The organism is Streptomyces sp. NPDC036984 (assembly GCF_055607665.1).
Window position 1 is genome coordinate 28,720 of the sequence record NZ_JBVJRL010000008.1, and the last position, 19,630, is coordinate 48,349.

At 73.2% G+C, this 19,630-nt stretch carries 14 protein-coding genes; 4 read left to right on the forward strand and 10 right to left on the reverse strand.

Translation table 11 applies throughout. From position 1 onward, the window contains the following. Positions 1-64 precede the first annotated feature (64 nt). Positions 65-1,582 carry a hypothetical protein gene (locus ACZ7DL_RS16945; protein ID WP_470774943.1) on the forward strand — a complete coding sequence of 506 codons (1,518 nt, stop codon included), beginning with the start codon at positions 65-67 and terminating at the stop codon, positions 1,580-1,582. A 10-nt stretch (positions 1,583-1,592) separates the two neighbouring features. Here ACZ7DL_RS16945 and ACZ7DL_RS16950 read toward each other — a convergent pair whose 3' ends face one another. The 4 genes from ACZ7DL_RS16950 to ACZ7DL_RS16965 all read right to left on the reverse strand — a co-directional run bounded on the left by ACZ7DL_RS16950 (position 1,593) and on the right by ACZ7DL_RS16965 (position 7,454). Further along, the gene (locus tag ACZ7DL_RS16950; RefSeq protein WP_470774944.1) at positions 1,593-3,239 is read right to left on the reverse strand and encodes a glycosyltransferase family 2 protein; all 1,647 of its coding nucleotides are present in this window, start codon (positions 3,237-3,239) and stop codon (positions 1,593-1,595) included. Continuing rightward, on the reverse strand, positions 3,236-5,449 hold the full coding sequence (locus ACZ7DL_RS16955; protein ID WP_470774945.1) for a CDP-glycerol glycerophosphotransferase family protein: 2,214 nt from the start codon (positions 5,447-5,449) through the stop codon (positions 3,236-3,238). Before ACZ7DL_RS16955 ends, ACZ7DL_RS16950 begins: the two co-directional genes overlap by 4 nt. 102 nt (positions 5,450-5,551) lie before the next feature. Further along, entirely contained in the window at positions 5,552-6,547 is a 996-nt protein-coding gene (locus ACZ7DL_RS16960) for an ABC transporter ATP-binding protein (protein ID WP_470774946.1), read from the reverse strand. Further along, positions 6,540-7,454 carry an ABC transporter permease gene (locus ACZ7DL_RS16965; protein WP_470774947.1) on the reverse strand — a complete coding sequence of 305 codons (915 nt, stop codon included), beginning with the start codon at positions 7,452-7,454 and terminating at the stop codon, positions 6,540-6,542. The genes ACZ7DL_RS16960 and ACZ7DL_RS16965 overlap by 8 nt, the downstream gene beginning before the upstream one ends. A gap of 203 nt (positions 7,455-7,657) precedes the next feature. Between ACZ7DL_RS16965 and ACZ7DL_RS16970 the strand changes: the two genes are divergently transcribed. Beyond that, on the forward strand, positions 7,658-8,296 hold the full coding sequence (locus tag ACZ7DL_RS16970; protein ID WP_470774948.1) for a TetR/AcrR family transcriptional regulator: 639 nt from the start codon (positions 7,658-7,660) through the stop codon (positions 8,294-8,296). 114 nt (positions 8,297-8,410) lie between these two features. Here the strand turns inward: ACZ7DL_RS16970 and galE are convergent, their stop codons facing one another. The 3 genes from galE to ACZ7DL_RS16985 all read right to left on the reverse strand — a co-directional run bounded on the left by galE (position 8,411) and on the right by ACZ7DL_RS16985 (position 12,395). Beyond that, positions 8,411-9,391, reverse strand: a complete 981-nt coding sequence (gene galE / locus ACZ7DL_RS16975; protein ID WP_470774949.1) for a UDP-glucose 4-epimerase GalE — start codon at positions 9,389-9,391, stop codon at positions 8,411-8,413. Between the two features lie 65 nt (positions 9,392-9,456). Further along, positions 9,457-11,079 carry a glycosyltransferase family 2 protein gene (locus ACZ7DL_RS16980; RefSeq protein ID WP_470774950.1) on the reverse strand — a complete coding sequence of 541 codons (1,623 nt, stop codon included), beginning with the start codon at positions 11,077-11,079 and terminating at the stop codon, positions 9,457-9,459. A gap of 44 nt (positions 11,080-11,123) precedes the next feature. Further along, the gene (locus ACZ7DL_RS16985) at positions 11,124-12,395 is read right to left on the reverse strand and encodes a glycosyltransferase 87 family protein (RefSeq protein WP_470774951.1); all 1,272 of its coding nucleotides are present in this window, start codon (positions 12,393-12,395) and stop codon (positions 11,124-11,126) included. Positions 12,396-12,623: 228 nt separating this feature from the next. Between ACZ7DL_RS16985 and ACZ7DL_RS16990 the strand changes: the two genes are divergently transcribed. Then, positions 12,624-14,111 carry a glycosyltransferase family 39 protein gene (locus tag ACZ7DL_RS16990; protein ID WP_470774952.1) on the forward strand — a complete coding sequence of 496 codons (1,488 nt, stop codon included), beginning with the start codon at positions 12,624-12,626 and terminating at the stop codon, positions 14,109-14,111. Here ACZ7DL_RS16990 and ACZ7DL_RS16995 read toward each other — a convergent pair. Continuing rightward, complete coding sequence (locus ACZ7DL_RS16995; protein ID WP_470774953.1) at positions 14,059-14,541, reverse strand: MarR family winged helix-turn-helix transcriptional regulator; 483 nt, start codon at positions 14,539-14,541, stop codon at positions 14,059-14,061. The genes ACZ7DL_RS16990 and ACZ7DL_RS16995 overlap by 53 nt on opposite strands. 125 nt (positions 14,542-14,666) lie before the next feature. On the opposite strand from ACZ7DL_RS16995, the gene ACZ7DL_RS17000 reads away from it, so the two are divergent. Further along, positions 14,667-15,080 (forward strand): organic hydroperoxide resistance protein, encoded by a 414-nt coding sequence (locus ACZ7DL_RS17000; protein ID WP_470774954.1) that lies wholly within the window; start codon positions 14,667-14,669, stop codon positions 15,078-15,080. Positions 15,081-15,137: 57 nt separating this feature from the next. Here the strand turns inward: ACZ7DL_RS17000 and ACZ7DL_RS17005 are convergent, their stop codons facing one another. Both ACZ7DL_RS17005 and ACZ7DL_RS17010 read right to left on the reverse strand, forming a co-directional pair. Then, complete coding sequence (locus ACZ7DL_RS17005; RefSeq protein WP_470774955.1) at positions 15,138-17,345, reverse strand: bifunctional glycosyltransferase/CDP-glycerol:glycerophosphate glycerophosphotransferase; 2,208 nt, start codon at positions 17,343-17,345, stop codon at positions 15,138-15,140. A gap of 6 nt (positions 17,346-17,351) precedes the next feature. After that, positions 17,352-19,619 (reverse strand): bifunctional glycosyltransferase/CDP-glycerol:glycerophosphate glycerophosphotransferase, encoded by a 2,268-nt coding sequence (locus tag ACZ7DL_RS17010; protein ID WP_470774956.1) that lies wholly within the window; start codon positions 19,617-19,619, stop codon positions 17,352-17,354. Between the last annotated feature and the right edge of the window lie 11 nt (positions 19,620-19,630).

Below are 19,630 nucleotides of genomic sequence, written 5' to 3' on the forward strand. Positions count from 1 at the left end.
GAAGACCCGCGGCGAATTTACCTTTTCCTGCTGAACGCGGCGGTTCGGATAGGGTCGGTGAACGATGCACACCGCGCCGTCTGACACCGCACCGGAGCGCCGTACGGCACCGCCGAGCAGCCCGGCCTCGCGTGCCGGCCGGGCGCTGCCGCAGGCCGCCGCCGCGCTCGTCGTGGTGCTGCTGTTCCTGGTCGTCGTCCGCCTGCCGTGGGCGGGGGACCTCGGTATGCACGCGGCGACGGTCCAGCGCCTCCGGCACAGTCTGCTCGATCCCGGCAACCCACTGGTCGACGCCGACACGCCGAGCCCGTACTACTCGCCGTGGATGCTGTTGCTCGGCATCGTCGCCAAGCTGACGGGCCTGTCGGTGTTCGTGGTCCTGCGCGGGGCGGCGCTCGCCGGACTGGGCCTGCTGGTGACGGGCGTGTGGCGCTACGTCCGCACCCTCACCGCCCACCGCGCCGCTCCCGCCCTGGCCTTGCTGAGCCTGCTCCTCCTCTGGGGCCCGCTGTTGTTCAACTGGAGCGGCTTCCTCGGCCTGAACTCCCTCGCGCTGACGGTGTCGTACCCCAGCGTGTTCGCCCTCGGCCTCAGCTTCCATTTCTGGGCCTGGCTGACGCGGGCGGCGCGCCGGGAGGCCGCGTGGGGGGTGTGGCTCGGGCTGGGCGCGCTGTGGGCGCTGATCCTGCTCTGCCACCAGTTCACCGGGGTCGTGGCGTCCCTCGGCGCCCTCGCCGTGCTGCTCGCGGCCCGGCCGGCCCGTACGGCGCTGCTCCGGCTCGGCGCCGGGCTGCTGCTGGGGCTGCTGGTGCTGGGGCTCTGGCCGTACTACGACTTCTTCGCGCTGTTCTCCGCGGGCGCGGACCTGGAGGCCATCCATCGGCCGCTGTACCAGGACCTGGCCGGGCGGTTCGGGCTCGTGCTGCTCGGGGTGGTGGCGCTGGGTCTGCGCCGGCGGCGGGACCCGAGGGACCCGCTGGTCCTGTTCTTCGCGTTCGGTGCGCTGGTGTTCGCGGCGGGCGGCCTGACCGGTCACTACTCCTGGGGCCGCGCCCTGCCCGCCGCGCTGATCCCGGCGCAGCTCGCGGCCGCGCTGGAGGTGGGGTCGGCGGGGCGGCGGGCGGTGCGGCGGGGGTGGGCGTGCGTGCTGTGTGCCGCGCTGGCGGTGGGGGCGTGGACGCAGGCCGGGACGCTCGGGTACGTGGTGGGGCGGGACGCGCTGCCCGGGGTGGTCGCGGAGAAGTACCGGGTGCCGTGGGTGGGGTACCAGTGGATCATGCGGGCGGGGGTGCGGTACGGGGATGTGGTGATGGCTCGTACGTTTCCGGCTCGGCAGATTCCGGCGTATGGGCCGTACACCGTGGCGCCGGGGTATCCGGATGTGTTCCTGCGGGACGCTGCGCGGCGGGAGGCGGCGGTGGAGCGGTACTTCGCGGTGGGGACGGGGGCTGACGAGCGGCGGGGGATTCTGCGGGAGTACCGGGTGCGGTGGGTTGTCGGCGGTACGTCGTCGGCGGCACCGTGGCTGCGGAAGGTGGCCGTGGGCCCAGGTGGCCAGACCCTGTACCGGGTAGTGCCTTGAACTGGTGCCCTCACCTCAACACACTCGCCGCCATCCGCGCAGCGTTCCGTACTCGGGGGCCGGCCACTCGGTGGGTCAGTGGGCGGATCAGGCGAGCCGTTACTCCCACCGGCCGCCAGCGGAGCTGCAGGCGGCCGGGGTTGCGGCCCTCCGGTTCGACGGTGAGGTCGTGGGAGTTGAGCCGGATCCGGCGGGTGGGGAAGTCGAGCGGAGCCAGCAGGAGGCCCGAGTTGGACAGGCCCTGTTGGTCCAGGCGGAGCAGGGGGTGACGGACGCCCTCGAAGCCGTGGAGCGGCAGCGGCGCCGTGGCGAGGTCCAGGCGGACCGTGCCCTCGAAGACGCCGGGGCGGACCGGGTCCAGCCGGAAGGGGACCGTCATCCGGCGCCTGCCGGGCGTCAGGAGGAGGGACGCGCGCTGCGGGCCGACGGGCAGGCGCAGACCGGGGTCGTACGTGCGGATCGCGAGGGTCAGGGACGCTCCCGGGCCGGGCGTCAGCTGCGTGATCTCGTGCCGGAAGTGGGCCGTCGGGAACGGCCCGGTGTCCAACTCCAGGTCGGACACGTCGAGTTCGCGGCGGGCGCGGTCCGTGGCCGGGAGCGAGTCACCCCAGTACGGCACACCCGCCGCGTCCGTGGTCACCTGCCTCGGCGCCACCCCCTGCCCCAGCCCGCGTGCCGCCAGCCGGGCCTCGGCCCGGCGGCCGTCCCGCAGCAGCTCCAGTACCACCCGCTCGGGGCGGGGCAGGCGGGCGTAGGCCTCGGGGGACAGCGTGTCCAGGTAGGGGTTCATGATGTCCGCGAAGGCCGCCAGCCACTCCTCGTCCCGGTAGGGCAGGTCACCCGCGTACATCCGGAAGTCGTGCTTGAGGAACTTGTAGTCCTTCTCCTCCCGCAGGGCGGCGTGCCCGCTGCTCACCAGGAAGTCGTCGATGAGACGTTGGACGTGGACCCGGTCGCTGACGTTGGAGATCTTGTGCCGCTGGTTGGAGATGGAGGCGGAGGACGCGGCGGCGAACGGCTCGATGTACCAGACGTAGACCGGGTCCGGGATGACCGTGAACGCCTTCGCCAGGCAGTACGCCTGCGCCGAGAACAGCTGGTCCTCGTAGTGGATGCCCTCGGGGAAGCGGAGCCGGTGGCGGTCCAGGAAGGAGCGCGCGTACATCTTGCTGGTCGACAGGTGCTCGAAGAACAGCCGCGGGTCGGCCTCGATGCCCTCCACCGTGCGGCGCTCGGCGACCAGGTGCGGCATCCAGGTCGAGCGGCGGCCGTTGTCCACCCGGACCCGGCGGACCGCGCCCATGGTGAAGTCCACGTCCCGCTCGCGGTGGGCGGCGAGCAGCAACTCCACCGCTCGCGGCGGAAGTTCGTCGTCACTGTCCAGGAACATCAGGTACGGCGCCCGGGCGATCTCGATGGCCCGGTTGCGCGGGGCGCTGCACCCGCCGCTGTTCTCCGGCAGCCGGAGGTAGCGGATGCGGTGGTCCTGGGCCGCCAGCTCCCGTGCCACGGACGGCGTCTCGTCCGTCGAGTGGTCGTCGCTGATGACGATCTCGATGTTCGCGTGGGTCTGGGCGCGCAGCGAGGCGACCGCGCGGGGCAGGCGGGCGGCGTCGTTGTAGACGATGACGGTGACCGTGACGTCGGGGCGCGTCATGCCGTGGCCTCCTCGGGGGTCGGGGCGGGGGTGCGGTCCTCGATGGGGAGCACCGGCGGCAGCGACTCCTCCGGTTCACCCAGGAACACCCGTCGCACCACCCGCTCGGCGGCGCGCCCGTCGTCGTACTCGCAGAACCGGCGCCGGAACGCGGCCCGCGCCTTGGCCGCGCTCTCGTCGCGCCATGCGCCGGAGACGAAGAGCTCCGCGAGTTCCTCCTGGGTGCGGGCGACCTGGCCGGGGTGCTCGGCAATGAGGTCGAAGTAGACGCCGCGGGTGGTCCGGTAGGTTTCCCAGTCGTCGGCGTAGATCACGATCGGACGGTCCAGGTTGGCGTAGTCGAACATGATCGACGAGTAGTCCGTGACCAGTGCGTCGGCGGCCAGGCAGAGCTCCTCGACGGGGTCGTAGGAGGAGACGTCGATGATCCGGCCGGAGCGGCGCAGGCCGCTCAGCGGGGAGGCCGCGCCCCCGTAGAAGTAGTGGGCGCGGACCAGGAGGACGGTGTTCTCGCCGAGGCGGTCGGCGAGGGCGGCGAGGTCGAGGCGGGGGGTGAAGCCGGCCTCGTAGTCGCGGTGGGTGGGCGCGTACAGGACGGCCGTCCGGCCGGGCGGAATGCCCAGGCGCGCGCGGGCGGCGCGTACGGCCCGGGCGTCGGCGGTGTAGAAGACGTCGTTGCGCGGATAGCCGTGGTCGAGGGAGGTGTAGCGGGACGGGTAGGCGCGCTCCCACATGCGGGTGGAGTGGCTGTTGGCGCTGACGCTGTAGTCCCACCTGTCGATACGGGCCAGCAGGGCGGCGAAGTCCAGGCCCTGGGCGGCGGCCGGGTGGTCCATCTGGTCCAGGCCCATGCGCTTGAGCGGCGTGCCGTGGTGGGTCTGGAGGTGGATCTGGCCGGGCCGTTTGACCACCGCGTTGGGGAAGTTGACGTTGTTCGTGAGGTAGGTGGCGGTGGCCAGGGTCTCCCAGTAGCGGCGGGTGCCGGGGACCACGTGGTCGGTGCCGGGCGGCAGCAGGGCCGCGTTGTCCTTGCTCACCACCCACACCGGGTGGATGTGCGGGGCGAGTTCGGCCAGCTTGGCGGCGATCGCCGCCGGGTTGCACGCCACTCCGCGCTCCCAGTAGGCGGCGAACACGGCGAGGTCCGGGTCCAGCGGGCGGCCGAGGGCCTGGCGGTACTGGTGGTCGCGGACCTTGGCGGCCAGCCGCCGCTTGCGGGTCCGGACGGCCTTCCGTGCCGCGCGGCGGGTGCGGTTGGCGGCCTGGAAGGCGCGGTACTTGGTGTACGCGCCCTCCTCCAGCAGGGTGTGCCGTACGCCCTCCAGGCCCGCCGGGTGCCGGTGGCCCTCGGGGCGCCAGCGGACCGCGGCCAGGGAGGCACGGCGGAAGAACTCGCGGGCCACCGGGTCGGGCAGGTCCTCGCGGGCGAAGGTGCGCACCAGGTCACGCACCATCAGGTCGTACAGCACCGCGTGGGCGGCGCGGCGGTCCCTGGTGAGCGGGAGCAGGGACTCGTAGCGGTCGATGAGCGCGAGCCGGTCTTCCGGGGCGCGCGGCGGCAGGCTCTCGGGGCGCAGCACCCGGTGCTCGTACGCCGTCTGGTTCAGGCAGGCGACCCGGCCGGCGTGCAGCAGCGCCGCGTGGGCGGCGTGCGGCTCGTCGTCGGTGGTCAGCTGCTCCTCGTGGGCCCGCCAGAACGCGGCGCGCAGGACGCGGTTGCCGAGCAGCGGGGTGAGCCGCAGCAGGTCGGCGGCCTCGGCCAGGGGCCGGGCCGCCCGGCCGACGGCGGCGAGGCGGCGGCCGTCGTGGGAGGGCCTGGCGGCGGTCTGCCAGGTGGTGGTGACGTGGTCGAAGAGCAGCACGTCGACCGGGGTGCCGGAGGCAGCCGCGCCGTCCAGTTCGGCGGTCCGCTCGGTGATCAGGCGGGGCGCGCCGGCCGGCAGGCCGTCCTTGGCGTGGACGAAGTGCAGCCAGCGGCCGCGGGCCCGGGCGGCGCCGGCCGCACGGGCCCGCGCGTCACCGGTGCCGTCCGGCAGCGGGACGACGATCGTGTCGGGGGCGTGACCCTCGGCCGCCTCGCGCGCCCAGTCGCCGACCGCGGCGACGATCACCTCGGCATCGGGGAGGGGGTGCGACTCCAGGGAGTCCAGCAGCTCGGTCAGGCGCCCCTGCGCGTTCGGCCCGTAGACGATCACGCTCAGCTGGGGCATCGCAGTGGACTCCTTCGGCTCGTCGTCTCCGGGCGCACCCTTCATAACATACTGTCATTAAGTGGATGAAAGGGATAACCGCGCCTGGCGTAAGAGCTGCGCTCAGGAGGGAAGAGGGACTTTCGGCGCCTCGGGGTTCCCCACGGCCGGTACTTCCGTTCCACCCGCCGGTGCTTTCGGTTCACCCGACCGTGTTTTCGGTTCACCCGCCGGTGTCTCCGGTGTCGGTGTCGGTGTCGGTGTCGGTGTCGGCTCCGGCTTCGGCGCCGGCTTCTTGGCGGCGGGCTTCTTCGGAGCGGGCTTCTTGTCGCCGGTGAAGGCCTCGTACTCCTTCATGACCTCCTCCGTCGGCCCGTCCATGCGCAGTTCGCCGCGCTCCAGCCACAGCACCCGCTCACAGGTGTCGCGGATCGACTTGTTGTTGTGGCTGACCAGGAAGACCGTGCCCGCGTGCTGCCGCAGCTCGCGGATCCGCGCCTCGGAACGCTTCTGGAAGGAGCGGTCGCCGGTGGCCAGCGCCTCGTCGATCAGCAGGACGTCGTGGTCCTTTGCGGCGGCGATGGAGAAGCGCAGCCGGGCGGCCATGCCGGAGGAGTACGTGCGCATCGGCAGGGTGATGAAGTCGCCCTTCTCGTTGATCCCCGAGAAGTCCACGATGTCCTGGTAGCGCTCCTTGATCTGCTCCCGGGACATGCCCATGGCGAGACCGCCGAGGAAGATGTTCCGCTCGCCGGTGAGGTCGTTCATCAGGGCCGCGTTGACGCCCAGCAGGGACGGCTGGCCGTCGGTGTAGATGTGGCCGCTCTCCACCGGGAGCAGCCCGGCAACCGCCTTGAGCAGGGTCGACTTGCCGGAACCGTTGGTGCCGATGAGCCCGATCGCCTCGCCCCTGTACGCGACGAACGACACCTTCCTCACCGCGTGCACCCGGCGGACACCGGCCGCCTTCTCGGTCTGCTTGCGGCGCAGGATGCGGTTGAGGGCGGCGGTGGCGGAACCCCGGCCGGCGCCGGTGCCGTTGACCCGGTAGACGATGTCGACGTTGTCGGCGACGACGGTGGGGACCTTCTCGGTGTTGTCGGGGGTCTGCTCAGCCACGGCCGTACGTCTCCTCAGCCTTCCAGAAGTAGATGAAGCCGCCGATGCCGGCGAGCAGGGCCCAGCCGGTGGCCGCCACCCACACGTGCGGGGGCAGGGACGCGGCGTGGAAGCTGTCGATCAGCGCGAACCGCATGAGGTCGATGTAGACGGCGGCCGGGTTGAGCTCCAGCAGGACGGTGACGATGTGCGGCAGGTCGTCCTTGTCGGCCAGCTTGTCGATGCTCCACATCACGCCGGAGACGTACATCCACGTCCGCAGCACGAACGGCATCAGCTGGGCGATGTCCGGGGTCTTGGCGCCCAGCCGCGCCACGATCATCGACACGCCCGCGTTGAACGTGAACTGGAGCACCAGCGCGGGGATCGCCAGCACCCAGGAGACGGCGACCGGCACGCCGAAGCAGAGCAGGATGACGACGAGCGCGGCCATCGAGAACAGCAGCTGCTGGAGCTGCTGGAGCGCGAAGGAGATCGGCAGGGCGGCCCGCGGGAAGTGCAGGGCGCGCACCAGGCCGAGGTTGCCGGAGATCGCCCGGGTGCCGGCCATGATCGAGCTCTGCGTGAAGGTCCAGATGAACACGCCCGTGACCAGGAAGGGGACGTAGTCCGGCACGTTGTGCTTGGTGCCGAGCAGCACGCCGAAGATGAAGTAGTAGACCGCCGCGTTCAGCAGCGGGGTCATGACCTGCCAGACCTGGCCGAGCTTTGCCTGGCTGTACTGCGCGGTGAGCTTGGCGGTGGCGAAGGCGCTGATGAAGTGGCGCCGGGCCCACAGGTGGCGGACGTACTCCGGCAGGGAGGGGCGGGCGCCGCTGACCGACAGGCCGTGCCGGGCCGCGAGCGCCGCGAGGTCGTCGGCGGCCGGGGCCTGGGTCGGGGGCGGTGTGTGGAGGACCTGGCTCACATCCGCTGCTTTCGCTCGGGGGAGGGGGTGCTGCGCACGACTCTCGTCGGGGTCGCCGCGTCCGCGGTCCTCGTCCGGCGTTTCCTTACGCTTCTCTTCACGTTCTCTTACGTCGGGACGGGACCGTATCGTCGCAACGTGAGGGTAGGCCCAACGGGCGTCGGAACGCAACCGTTTCGTCGTCACGCCCTATGCTGTGCGGTATGACGACGAACGCCGCCGAGCCCGCCGACGAGCCGCCGGCGCGTCCGCGCCGCCGGGCACCCGCCGGAGCCGCCGTGCTCCGGGAGGACGTGACCGAGGCCATCCGGGCGGCCGTCTTCGAGGAGCTGGCGGCCGTCGGCTACGCCCGTATGTCCATCGAGGGGATCGCCCGCCGCGCAGGCGTCGGCAAGACGGCGGTCTACCGGCGCTGGCGTTCGAAGCTCCACCTGGTCCTGGACGTCGTCTCCGCGATGGCGGTGACCGGCTTCCCGGTCCCCGACACGGGCTCCCTGGAGGGCGACCTGCGCCTGCTCTACGAGGTCACGTCCCGCGCCCTGCGCCATCCGGTCGCGTCCCAGATCATCCCCGACCTCCAGGCCGAGGCGGCCCGCAATCCCGACCTCGCGGAGGCCTTCCAGAAGGCCCTGCGGAACGGTCAGGAGGGCGTGGCCAGCAAGATCGTGGCGGCGGCCGAGAAGCGGGGCGAACTCTCCGCGGGGCTCGACCCCGAGCTGGCCCTGGACCTGATCTCCGGTCCGCTGTACTGGCGCTCGGTGGTCATCCGCAACCCGAAACTGCCGAAGGGGTACCTGGAGAAACTGGCGCGGGCCACGGCGGGCGCGCTGAAGGCGTTGTGAAGGACCCCGAAGGGGCGCGGGGCTGCATCTGACCTGCGGCCACCGCCGCGTGGGCGCGACCGGCCACGACGGGCCCGCGGCCGGGTGACGGGCCGCACCCCGACGGCGGGTCTCCTACGAGCGCGCCGCCTCCGGATGGAGCCGTACCCAGCCCTCCCACGCCGAAGTGATCATGTCCTGCACGTCGTACTTGGCCTCCCAGCCCAGCTCCGCGGCGATCCGGGCGGCGGAGGCGACGACGCGGGCGGGGTCGCCGGGGCGGCGCGGGGTGACCGTCGGAGGGCGGTCGTAGCCGGTGACCGCGTTGACGCGGTCGATCATCTCGCGGACGGAGACGCCCTCGCCGCGGCCGATGTTGAGGGTCAGGTCGGTGCCGGGCGAGGAGCGCAGCGCGCGGGCGACGGCCACATGGGCCTCGGCCAGGTCCACCACGTGGATGTAGTCACGGACGCAGGTGCCGTCCGGGGTCGGGTAGTCGTCGCCGAAGATGCGCGGCGGCGCCCCCTCGGTGAGCCGTTCGAAGACCATCGGGATCAGGTTGGACACGCCGGTGTCGGCGAGTTCGGGGGTGGCCGCGCCCGCCACGTTGAAGTAGCGCAGCGACGCGGTGGCGAGGCCCGCCGCCCGGCCGGTGGCGCGCACCAGCCACTCGCCGGCCAGTTTCGTCTCGCCGTAGGGGGACAGCGGGTGGCACGGGGTCTCCTCCGTCACCAGGCCGACGTCGGGCATGCCGTAGACCGCCGCCGAGGAGGAGAAGAGGAAGGACGGGATCCGCGCCGAGACCACCGCCTCCAGCAGGACGCGCAGGCCCTCCACGTTCTCCCGGTAGTACAGCAGCGGGTGGTCCACCGACTCGCCCACCTGCTTCTTCGCCGCCAGATGGACGACGCCGGTGATCTCGTGCTCGGCGAGGGCCCGGGTCAGCCGGTCCGCGTCCAGGATCGAGCCGCGCACCAGCGGGACCTCGGCCGGTACCCGTTCGGCGGCTCCCGTGGACAGGTCGTCGTAGACGACCGTGCGTTCGCCCGCCTCCGCCATCGCCCGTACCACGTGCGCCCCGATGTATCCGGCGCCGCCGGTGATCAGCCAGGTCATGTGCGGCCGTCCCCTCGTAGCTCGTCGGTTGGCCCGTGTCTCGGTGAAGTCGGTCGTTCCGTCTCTCAGTGAAGCAGGCGGCGGAGCCGGCCGCGGACCACCTTCAGCACTCCTCGTACACCGGTCGCCACACGCAGGGCCAGTGCGCCGGAGTGCGTGGCGTACGGCTGTGCCAGGAGCACGCCGTGCACGGCGCTCGGGACGGCGCGCCGGCGCAGCCGGCCGGCGCCCGCCAGGGCGTGCGCCGTGACCTCGCGCTGCCCGCCGTCCGCGAACCGTACGGTCAGCCGCAGATCCCAGGTGCCCGCGCCGAGCCGGGCCAGATCGACCGGCACCTCGGCCGACCAGGTGTCCGTGCCGCCGGGTGTGAGCGCCACCGTGGCGTGTCCGCGCGTGCGCTCGTCGTCCCGCGCGTGCCACACCACCCGCACCTCGCGCGGGCCCGCCTCGGCGACCCTGCCGTACAGCTCGTGCAGCCGCAGACGCAGCAGGGACACGCGCGCGCGGGGGCGCAGTTCCGCGTCCACCGCGAGGGGGAGTACGGGGACGGGCGAGGTCAGCAGAGGGGCCAGCGAGACCTGGGGAAGCTCGGGGGACCAGACCGGGACGCCGTCGGGGGTGCGGGCGTACGGCGGGAGCAGGCGTGCCGGGCGGGCGGCGAGTTCGCGCAGGCGGGGCAGGTCGCGGGGCTCCGGGGACGCCAGCACGACCCGGGCCAGCAGGCGGCCGGGGGCGGCGGGGTTCAGCTCCCAGTCGGCCGCGTCGTAGTGCCCCAGGTACTCCCGGGTGTGCGCCCACCACGCGCGCCGGTAGTGCGCGTCGCGCAAGCCCAGCTCGCGCGCGTACATGCGCACCTCGTGGTCGAGGAACTTGGCGCGCGCCGCCCGCGCCAGCTCCTTCTGCCCGGCGCCCAGCAGAATGTCGTACGCCAGCGCGCACGCCTCGACACGCGCCGTCCAGTTCTCGATGTGCTCCCGGTCCAGTGAGAGCGACAGCCGGTCGGCCGACCGGCGCACCTGCCACACGTACACCCGGTCCGGGACGAGCGCGACGCGCGGGCTCGCGGCCAGCACGCGCGCGGTGAAGACGAAGTCCTCGTAGAGGAAGCGGCCCTCGGGGAAGCGGATGCCGTGCTCGCGCAGGAAGTCGGTGCGGTACAGCTTGTTGACGCACAGCGTGTCGTGGACCAGGCGCGGGCGCTCGGAGGGGTGGGCGAGGACGGCCTGCGCCGCGTAGAGGGGCGCCTGCCACGGCTGTTCGCGCCCCGAAGGCAGCTCCCGGCGCACACACAGGCCGCTCGCGACCTCGGCGCGTGCCTCGGTGGCCGCCGCCAGCAGCGCGTCCACCGCACCCGGCGGCAGTACGTCGTCGCTGTCCAGGAACATCACGTACGGCGCGGTCGCCGCGTCGATCCCGGTGTTGCGGGGACTGCCGCAGCCGCCGCTGTTCACGCCCCGGCGCACCACCCGCAGCCGCGGCTCGCCGGCGGCCAGCCGCCCGAGCAGCCGGTCACTGCCGTCGGTGGAGCAGTCGTCCACGGCGATCACCTGGGCGACGGCGGGCCCCTGGGCCAGCGCCGAGCGCACGGCGGCGCCCACATGGGAGCGGTCGTTGTAGCCGATGACGACGACGGCGACCTGAGGTGCCGGCGCCGGTGCCTGGTCTGGGTCTCGCGGTTCTGGGTGCATGGGGTCCACGGGCCGGGAGCGGAGAAATATTAGGTAATACCCCGTTAAGAGACGCTTAGTGCTCGCTCCGGAAGACGGTCGGAACCGGGCCGGGGTTCCATCGGCGGCACGGTCTTTCCGGCCGGCGGCCGCGCGGCCCGCCACAACCGGGCGAAGGACAGCACGGCGGCGGCCGCCAGCAGCCCGTTGCGGCCCAGCATCAGCAGGCAGCCGGCCCAGGTGCCGTGCACCACCTCCCGGTAGCACATCGGGTACGCCACGGTGCTCACGGCGGCCGCCACGAGGATCAGCACCGCCACCGGCCGCTGGCTGGTGTGGCGCGAGGTCAGGCACACGGCGGCGAGGCCGATCAGCCAGATCATGTACTGCGGGCTGATGACCCGGCTGGTGACCGTGAACAGCAGCACCGCGCTCAGCGCCGCGTCGTACGGCGTGGCCTCGCTCCAGTGCCGTGCCCGCATCCGCCACAGCACCAGCAGCCCGAAGGAGACCGCGGTGAGCGCGAGGGAGACGGTGGCGACGGTGTGCACGTGCGGGCCGACGAGTTCGATCGCGCCGTACCGGTAGCGGGACCGGCCGGACCATCCGGCGTGCCGGGCCAGGTTGAGCGCCGTACCGCCGAGCGACTCGATCTGTACGCCCCGGCCGCCCTGCTCCCGCAGGAAGGACAGCGGGTGGGCGAGGAAGAGCGCGAGCGGGACCAGACACGCGAGCCCGGCCGCCGCCGCCCACGCCCACGCCGTGCGCGTCGGCCGCCCCCGGGGCAGGCCCAGCAGCACCAACGCCGGCCACACCTTCACCAGCGCGCCCAGCGCCCCGAACACACCGCCCGCGCGCGGGGAGCGCGCCGCGGCCAGCAGGGAGAGCACGGCCAGGGCGGTGACCTGGAGGTCGTACCGGGCGAGCGGCAGGTGCAGCAGCAGCGGCAGGCCGCCGGTCCACACGGCCGCGCCGAGCAGGCTGCGCCCGGGCCGGGTGCCCGCGCGCAGCAGCACCGCCGCGGTCAGCGCGTCCGCGGCCAGGGTGAGCGCCACGAACGCCTGAAAGTACGTCAGGCCCGGCAGCAGGCCCGGCGCCAGCAGCACCGCTCCCGCGCCCGGCGGGTACTGCCACAGCGTGTCGTGCACCGGGAACGAGCCGTGCGCGAGGACGCCGTACCAGTGGACGTACAGCCGCCACACCTCCCGGGACACCGAACCGCCGCCCAGCAGCCGGGCGCTGTTGTGCACGAGCAGCCACAGCATCAGGGCGCGGGTGATGAGCCACGTGGCGGTGAGCGCGAGGACCGGGCCGGGGGTGACACGGAGACGGTTCATCACATGGGAGCCTAAGCGGTGTGCATGGTGTATCCATGCTGATACGCCGTCAATAAGAGCAAAGATTGGCTAATCGCAAGAGATCGGGCCATGGTGAACGTCGGGCTTTCCGCGAAACCGCAGTCGCGTCGGGCGGCTGGAGCGACCGCTGTCGTGCCGGCCGGTGTGCCGAGCAGCGCATCACGCCGGGCACCGGGGATCCGCCGGGCCGCCGCCGTGGGCGTGCCCATGCTGGTGATGCCGGCGGTCGGGCTCTGGGGCCTCGACCGGGGCGGCATGTGGCGTGACGAGGCCGTCAGTTACCAGGTCGCGCGCCGTACGGTGCCGCAGATCTGGCGCCTGCTGCACGACGTGGACGCGGTGCACGGCGTGTACTACCTGCTGCTGCACGCCGTCCTCGCCGTCCACCCCGGCGAAGTCGCCCTCCGGCTGCCGTCGGTGTGCGCGGCGGCCCTCACGGCGGGCCTGGTGGCCGCCCTCGGCACCCGGCTGGTCCGGCCCCGCGTCGGCCTGTGGGCCGGGCTGCTCTACGCCCTCAGCCCGATGGCCGGCCACTACGCCCAGGAAGGCCGCTCCTACGCCCTCGTCGCGGCCGGCGCCACCGGCGCGACCCTCCTCTTCGTGCGGGCCGTCCGGGGCGGCTCCTGGTGGCCGTACGGCGCCGTGCTCGCCCTCACCTGCTGGCTGCACGAGTTCGCGGTGCTGCTGCTCCTCGCCCACGCGGTGTCGCTGGCGCTGGCCCGCGCCGGGGTACGGGCGTGGCGGGGCTGGGGGTGCACGGCGGCGGCGGTCGTCCTCGCGCTGCTGCCGATGGTGCTGGTCTCGCGGGGGCAGGCGGCGCAGCTGGCGTGGCTGCGGGCGCCCACGGCGGACACCGCGGAAAGGTTGCTGCGGGGGTTCCTCGGGCCGACGGACGAGGTGTTCTGGGTGTGCCTCGGGCTGGCCGTGGCCGGCTTGTCGGGGCTGGTGGGGCGGCGCGGCGAGCTCACCTGCGCGGGGGTCGCGTTGCCGGTGACGGTGGTGCCGCCGGCGGTGCTGATGCTGGCGTCACAGGTGTCGCCGCTGTATGTCGACCGGTATGTGCTGTACGCCCTGTCGGGGGCGCCGTTGCTGGTGGCGTGCGGGGCCGAGTGGCTGGTGGGGCGCCTGCGGGCCGGTCGGCCGGAGGGGGCTGCGCTGTCCCGGTCCCCCTACCCCGCCCTCGCCGGCGTCCTCCTCGTCTGCCTCTCCGCGCTGCACCAGTTCCCCGTCCTGCGTGCGGACCGGGATCCCGGGCGGCGGGCGGACGATCTCGCCGCCGTGTCCCGGGTCGCCGGGCGGGAGCTGGGGCCCGGAGAGGCCGTGGTGTTCGTGCCGGCGCAGTTGCGGAACGTGGCGCTCACGTATCCCGGGGCGTTCCGGGGCGTGCGGGACGTGGCGCTGGTGGCGGGTGCGGCCGAGTCCGGGACGCTGTACGGCCGGGAGGCCGGAGCGGCCGAGCTGCGCCGCAGGCTGGCGCGGCTGGACCGGGTGTGGGTCGTCGCGGACCGGAAGCTGATCGGCGGCCGCGCGGCCCCGCGCAGTCCCGTCGAACGGGCCAAGGTCACCGTCCTCTGGCAGCAGTTCACCCGCCGTGAGGAGGCCGTGCGGGACGGCGTGACGGTACGGCTGTACGTCCGCCCGGTCAGCGGGCCGAGCGGGCCTCCGCCTGTGCCGCCGCGTCCAGCGCGCTGGTGAGCTGGTCGAGCCGGGCGCGCAGGTCGACGATCTCCGCCAGGTCGAAACCGGTCGCCGACATGATCCGGCGGGGCACCTCCAGGGCCCGCTCGCGCAGCGCCGCGCCCTCCTCGGTGAGGTGCACCCGCACCGACCGCTCGTCCTCGGCGCTGCGCTCACGCCGTACCAGGCCGGCCCCCTCCAGTCGCTTGACCAGGGGGGACAGCGTGCCCGAGTCGAGCCGCAGCTGCTCGCCGAGCTTTTTGACCGGCAGGTCGCCCTGCTCCCAGAGCACCAGCATCACCAGGTACTGGGGGTAGGTGAGCCCGAGGTCCTTGAGGATCACGCGGTAGACGCCGTTGAAGGCGCGGGACGCGGCGTGCAGGGAGAAGCAGATCTGGCGGTCCAGGCGGAGCCAGTCGGCGTCGGGGGTGGCGGGCGAGACGGTCATGGCTCCAGAGTAGCTCTTGCGGACCATTTGGTTGTGCACAACTGAATTGTGTGCTCTACTTGTGGTCGTGCGGCGGTCAGGACAGGGGCCGCCACCACACCCGACTTCGTAAAGGGATGGTCTTCATGGACGCGCTCTACACCGCTGTCGCCACCGCCACCCACGGCCGCGAGGGCCGTGCCGTCTCCTCCGACGGCAAGGTCGACCTCCCCCTGGCCATGCCGGTGGAGCTCGGCGGCAACGGCCAGGGCACCAACCCGGAGCAGCTGTTCGCCGCCGGGTACGCCGCCTGCTTCGGCAGCGCCCTCGGGCTCGTCGGGCGCCAGGCGAAGGTCGACGTCAGCGACGCGGCCGTGACCGCCGAGGTCGGCATAGGCAAGCAGGGCGAGGGCTTCGGGCTGAAGGTGACCCTGCGCATCGAGCTGCCCGAGGCCGTGGACGAGGCGACCGGCCGCAAGCTGGTCGAGACCGCGCACCAGGTCTGCCCGTACTCCAACGCCACCCGCGGCAACATCGACGTCGACCTCGTCATCGAGTAACCGGCGTACGCACCCCAGGGGGCCGGTCCCGGACGGGGCCGGCCCCCTGCGGCGTGACTACGCCGACGTCAGCGCGTCCGTGGCCACGGCCTGGCCCGGGATCCGTACCGGATTCGCGTCCGGCACCGGCTCGCCCAGCAGCAGCGTCCGTACGACCCGTTCGGCGGCCCGCCCGTCCTCGTACGTGCAGAACCGGGCCCGGAAGTCCGCCCGCAGCCGCGCCGACTCCTCGTCCCGCCACGCGCCCGAGGTGAACAGCCGGACCAGCTCCCGGTAGGAGCGCGACACATGGCCCGGCGGCTCGGCGGTGATGTCGAGATAGGCGCCCCGGCTCGCCGAGAACGCCGGCCAGTCGTCGGCGTGCACCACGACCGGCCGGTCCAGGACGGCGTGGTCGAACATCACGGACGAGTAGTCGGTGACCAGCGCGTCCGCCGCGAGCAGTACGTCCGCCACCCGCGGCTCGTCGGTCGCGTCCACCACGATCCGGCGCCGGGCCAGTTCCGCGAGGCCCATGCCCCGGGCGGGGCCGGACGCCAGCGACGGGTGCAGCCGGACCACGAGGGTGTGCCCCTCACCCAGGTCGGCCGCGAACCGGGCCAGGTCGATCCGGTCCACGTGCCCGCCCCGGCGGTAGTCCCGGCGGGTCGGCGCGTACAGCACGACCGTGTGGTTCGCCGGGATGCCGTGCCGCTCCCGGAAGTCGCTGTCCCCTCCGTTCACCAGCACGTCGTTGCGCGGGCTGCCGGTGCGCACGGAGGTGAAGTGGCAGGGGTAGGCCCGCTCCCAGACCAGTTCCGAGTGGCGGCTCGCGACCAGGCTGTAATCCCAGCGGTCGGCCCGGCGCAGCATCTGCGGCACATCGAAGCCGAGCCGGGCGCCCGGCTTGTCGAGCAGGTCCGCGCCCAGGTACTTCAGCGGGGTGCCCTGGTGGGTGTGGATGTACACGCTGCCCGGGCGCTTGGCCAGGGCGCCGGGCCAGTTGACGTCGTTGACGAAGAACTTCGCGCGCGCGGTGACCTCCAGATAGCTCCGGGAGCCGACGATCACGTGCTCCACATCGGGCGGCAGCTGCGCGGCCGTCTCCGCGTCCCGCACCACCCACACCCCGCGCAGCCGCGGCGCGATCTCGCGGGCGGCGGCGTAGACGGCCGCCGGGTCACCGAGCAGGCCGCGGTGCGAGGACGCCGAGTACACCACCAGGTTCTCGTCCAGCGGGCGGTTCCGGTGCAGGGCCGCCCAGCCGGTGCGGGCCCGGTCGGCCGCGCCGTGGCGCGCCTGGGCCGCCCGCCGAGCCGCCTCCCGCCCGGCCCGTGCCGCCTGCCGCCTGAGCCGGTAGCCGGTCCAGGAGCCCTCCAGCACGGCGACCTCCCCGTCCACCGACGCGCCCTGCGGCTTGTGCCGGCCGAACATCTCCGCCGTACGCCGGAAGAACTCGGCCTTGTCGGCGGGCGGCAGCCGGTCCGGCTTGGCGAGGATGTCCAGGCAGTGCTCGCCCATCTTGCGGTGCAGGTACGGCAGCCAGTGCGCCAGCTCCGGCCGCTCGGCCAGGAAGGCGAAGACCCGCTCGTACTGGTCGTGGATGTCGAAGTGCTTGCGGCTGGTGGTGGACAGGATGTTGCCCTGCCGGCGCTGCCGGTAGTTCACGCAGATCCGGTCCAGGGTGGCGATCCTGCGGGCGCTGAGCAGCACCGGGAAGGTCCAGGGGGTGTCCTCGTAGTAGCCGGGCGGGAACGCGAAGCCGTTCTCCGTGACGAACTCCCGCCGGTAGACCTTGTTCCAGACCACCATCAGCAGGTCCAGGATCTCCGGGCGCTCGGCGACCGTGAAGGTGTCCGCCCCGGCCTCGGCGAGGACGTGCGCGAGGACGTTGCGCCGGGTGCCGCCCCACCAGTAGGTGCGCGCGTAGTCGAAGACGAGGACGTCCGGGTCGGCGGACTCGGTGAGCCGGTCGGCGACGGCCTGCAGCGCGCCCGGGGTGAGCGTGTCGTCGCTGTCCAGGAAGAACAGGTAGTCGCCGGTGGCCTCCGGCATACCCGCGTTGCGGGCCCGGCCGAGGCCCACGTTCTCCGGCAGATGCAGGACCTTCACGCGCGGGTCGCGCTCGGCGTACTCGTCCAGGATCGCGCCGCAGCCGTCCGGGGAGCAGTCGTCCACCGCGATCAGCTCGAAGTCGCCGAAGGACTGCCCGAGCACCGAGTCCAGGCACTCGCGCAGAAAGCCCTGCACCTTGAAGCAGGGCACGATCAGACTGAAGCGGGGCACGGCGGGTCAGCTCCTCACGAGGGTGGCGGCGGCGGGGGCGGGGATGCGTTCCGCGAGCGGGATCACGGGCGGGACCGCCTCCGGCGGCTCGCCGAGCAGCACCCGCCGCACGACCCGCTCGGCGGCCCGCCCGTCGTCGAACTGGCAGAACCGCTCGCGGAACGCGGCTCGCAGCGCAGCGGCCTCCGGGCCCGCGTAGGAGCCGTCGCGGAAGACGGCGGCCAGCTCCTTCGGGGTCCGGGCGACCACCCCGGGCGGCTCGGCCGGCAGGTCGAAGTAGACGCCCCGGGTCTCCTGGTAGACGTCCCAGTCGTCGGCGTACACGACGATCGGCCGGTCCAGGTTGGCGTAGTCGAACATGATGGACGAGTAGTCCGTGACCAGCGCGTCGGCGGCCAGGCACACGTCCTCGGAGGAGGGGTGCGCGGTCACGTCGATGATCCGGTCCGAGCCCCGCGAGCCGCCCCGGTCGTAGAAGTAGTGGGCGCGCAGCAGGACGACGACGTCCTCCCCGGCCGCCTCGCAGAACGCCTCCAGGTCCAGGCCGGACTCGAACCCGGTGTGGTGGTCGCGGTGGGTCGGCGCGTACAGCACGGCCCTGCTGCCCTCGGGGACGCCCAGCTCGCGCCGGACACGGGCCACGTCGTCGGCGGTCGCCGTGTAGTAGACGTCGTTGCGCGGATAGCCGTACTCCAGCTGCTCGTAGGAGCCGGGGAAGGCGCGCTCCCACATCTGGGTGGAGTGGCGGTTGGCGGAGAGGTTGAAGTCCCAGCGGTCGACCCGGCCGAGCAGCTTGGTGAAGCTGCCGGACTGGGCGGCCACCACCGGGTACGTCGACTGGTCCACGCCCATCTTCTTCAGCGGGGTGCCGTGCTGCGTCTGGAGGTGCACGCTGCCGGGCCGTTTGACGACGCCCTCGGCGAAGTTGGCGTTGTTCACCAGGTAGGTGGCGCGGGCCAGCACCTCCCAGTAGCGGCGGGAGCCGATCACCGCGTACTCGACGTCCTTGGGCAGGGTGTGTTCCCGGCCGGGCTCCACCAGGAACACCGAGCGGATGTGCGGGGCGAGTTCGCGGGCCTTGGCGTGGATCGCGGCCGGATTGCAGGTGTAGCCGCGCCCCCAGTAGGCGCAGTACACGGCGAGGTTCGGGTCGAGCGGGCGGCGCAGGTCGCGGGCGTAGCGCAGCCGGGTGCGCAGCATGCGCGGGCGGGGCAGCCGGCCGGCTGCCCCGCCGGCTGCCTGGTTGGCGCCGCGCAGGGACCGGAAGGCGGTGTACGCGCCCGCCGCCAGCAGCCGGTGCTGCACACCCAGGCTGCCGCCGGGCACCTCGTGGCCGGCCGGCCGGTACCGCCGGTAGAGGCGGGCCGCGCGACGGAAGAAGGCCCGGTGCCCGGAGAGCAGCCGCTCCGGCCGGGACGCCGTCTTGAGCACCACGGCGAACACCTGGTCGAAGAGCGGTCCGGTCCGCTCGACGGGCAGGGTGAGCTCCGCCGCCCGCGCCAGCACCCGCTCCGCCTGGTCCAGCAGGGCGTGCTGGTGCGGCCCGGGCTGATTGAGCCGGCTGCCCTGGCGGCGCAGCCGGTGCCGTACGACGGTCCGGCGCAGCACCGCGATCCGCTCGGCGGCGAGGGTGACCAGCCCGCCCCAGCCGAGGTCGGTGAAGTGGCCTTCGGGAAAGACGAGCTGCCGCTCGGCGAGGAAGGCGCGGCGGTAGACGGCGCTCCACGCCGGCAGCTGGACGCCGGTCAGCTCCGGCCGGCCGGCGGGGGCGAAGGCGCCCTTCGGGGCTCCCGCGAGCAGCGGCGCGGCCGGGTTCGTCGGCTCGCCCTCCCACCAGGGCGTGCGCTCGTGCTCGGCGTACAGCACGTCCACGTCACCGAGCTCGGCCAGCCGGGCGTCCAGCGCCGCCAGCGCGCCCGGCAGCAGCAGGTCGTCGCCGTCCAGGAACAGCACATACGCGCCGGTCGCCGCCCGCATCCCGGCGTTGCGCGCCCCGCTCAGCCCGGTGGACGGCGGCGAGTGGACGGGGGTCACCCGGGAGTCCCGCTCGGCGTACCCGGCGGCGACCTCCCCCGAGTCCTCGGCCGCGCTCGAACAGGGGGGACCGCCATCGGCCGGGGCGTCCGGGGCGTCCGGGGCGTCCGGGGCGTCGGGGGCGTCGCAGACCGGGATCAGCTGGAGGTCGCCGAAGGACTGGCCGAGGACGGAGTCCAGCGCCTGGGACAGCCGGCCGGCGACCCCGTGGGACGGGACGATGATGCTGAAGCGGGGCATTCTGTACTTTC

Excerpts from the sequence above, each read along its gene's own strand:
- ACZ7DL_RS16990 (WP_470774952.1), top strand. The coding sequence starts at position 12,624 with ATGCTGGTGATGCCGGCGGTCGGGCTCTGGGGCCTCGACCGGGGCGGC.
- ACZ7DL_RS16955 (WP_470774945.1), bottom strand. The coding sequence starts at position 5,449 with ATGCCCCAGCTGAGCGTGATCGTCTACGGGCCGAACGCGCAGGGGCGC.
- ACZ7DL_RS17010 (WP_470774956.1), bottom strand. The coding sequence starts at position 19,619 with ATGCCCCGCTTCAGCATCATCGTCCCGTCCCACGGGGTCGCCGGCCGG.
- ACZ7DL_RS16970 (WP_470774948.1), top strand. The coding sequence starts at position 7,658 with ATGACGACGAACGCCGCCGAGCCCGCCGACGAGCCGCCGGCGCGTCCG.
- ACZ7DL_RS16945 (WP_470774943.1), top strand. The coding sequence starts at position 65 with ATGCACACCGCGCCGTCTGACACCGCACCGGAGCGCCGTACGGCACCG.
- ACZ7DL_RS16985 (WP_470774951.1), bottom strand. The coding sequence starts at position 12,395 with ATGAACCGTCTCCGTGTCACCCCCGGCCCGGTCCTCGCGCTCACCGCC.
- ACZ7DL_RS16980 (WP_470774950.1), bottom strand. The coding sequence starts at position 11,079 with ATGCACCCAGAACCGCGAGACCCAGACCAGGCACCGGCGCCGGCACCT.
- ACZ7DL_RS17000 (WP_470774954.1), top strand. The coding sequence starts at position 14,667 with ATGGACGCGCTCTACACCGCTGTCGCCACCGCCACCCACGGCCGCGAG.
- galE (WP_470774949.1), bottom strand. The coding sequence starts at position 9,391 with ATGACCTGGCTGATCACCGGCGGCGCCGGATACATCGGGGCGCACGTG.
- ACZ7DL_RS16950 (WP_470774944.1), bottom strand. The coding sequence starts at position 3,239 with ATGACGCGCCCCGACGTCACGGTCACCGTCATCGTCTACAACGACGCC.
- ACZ7DL_RS16995 (WP_470774953.1), bottom strand. The coding sequence starts at position 14,541 with ATGACCGTCTCGCCCGCCACCCCCGACGCCGACTGGCTCCGCCTGGAC.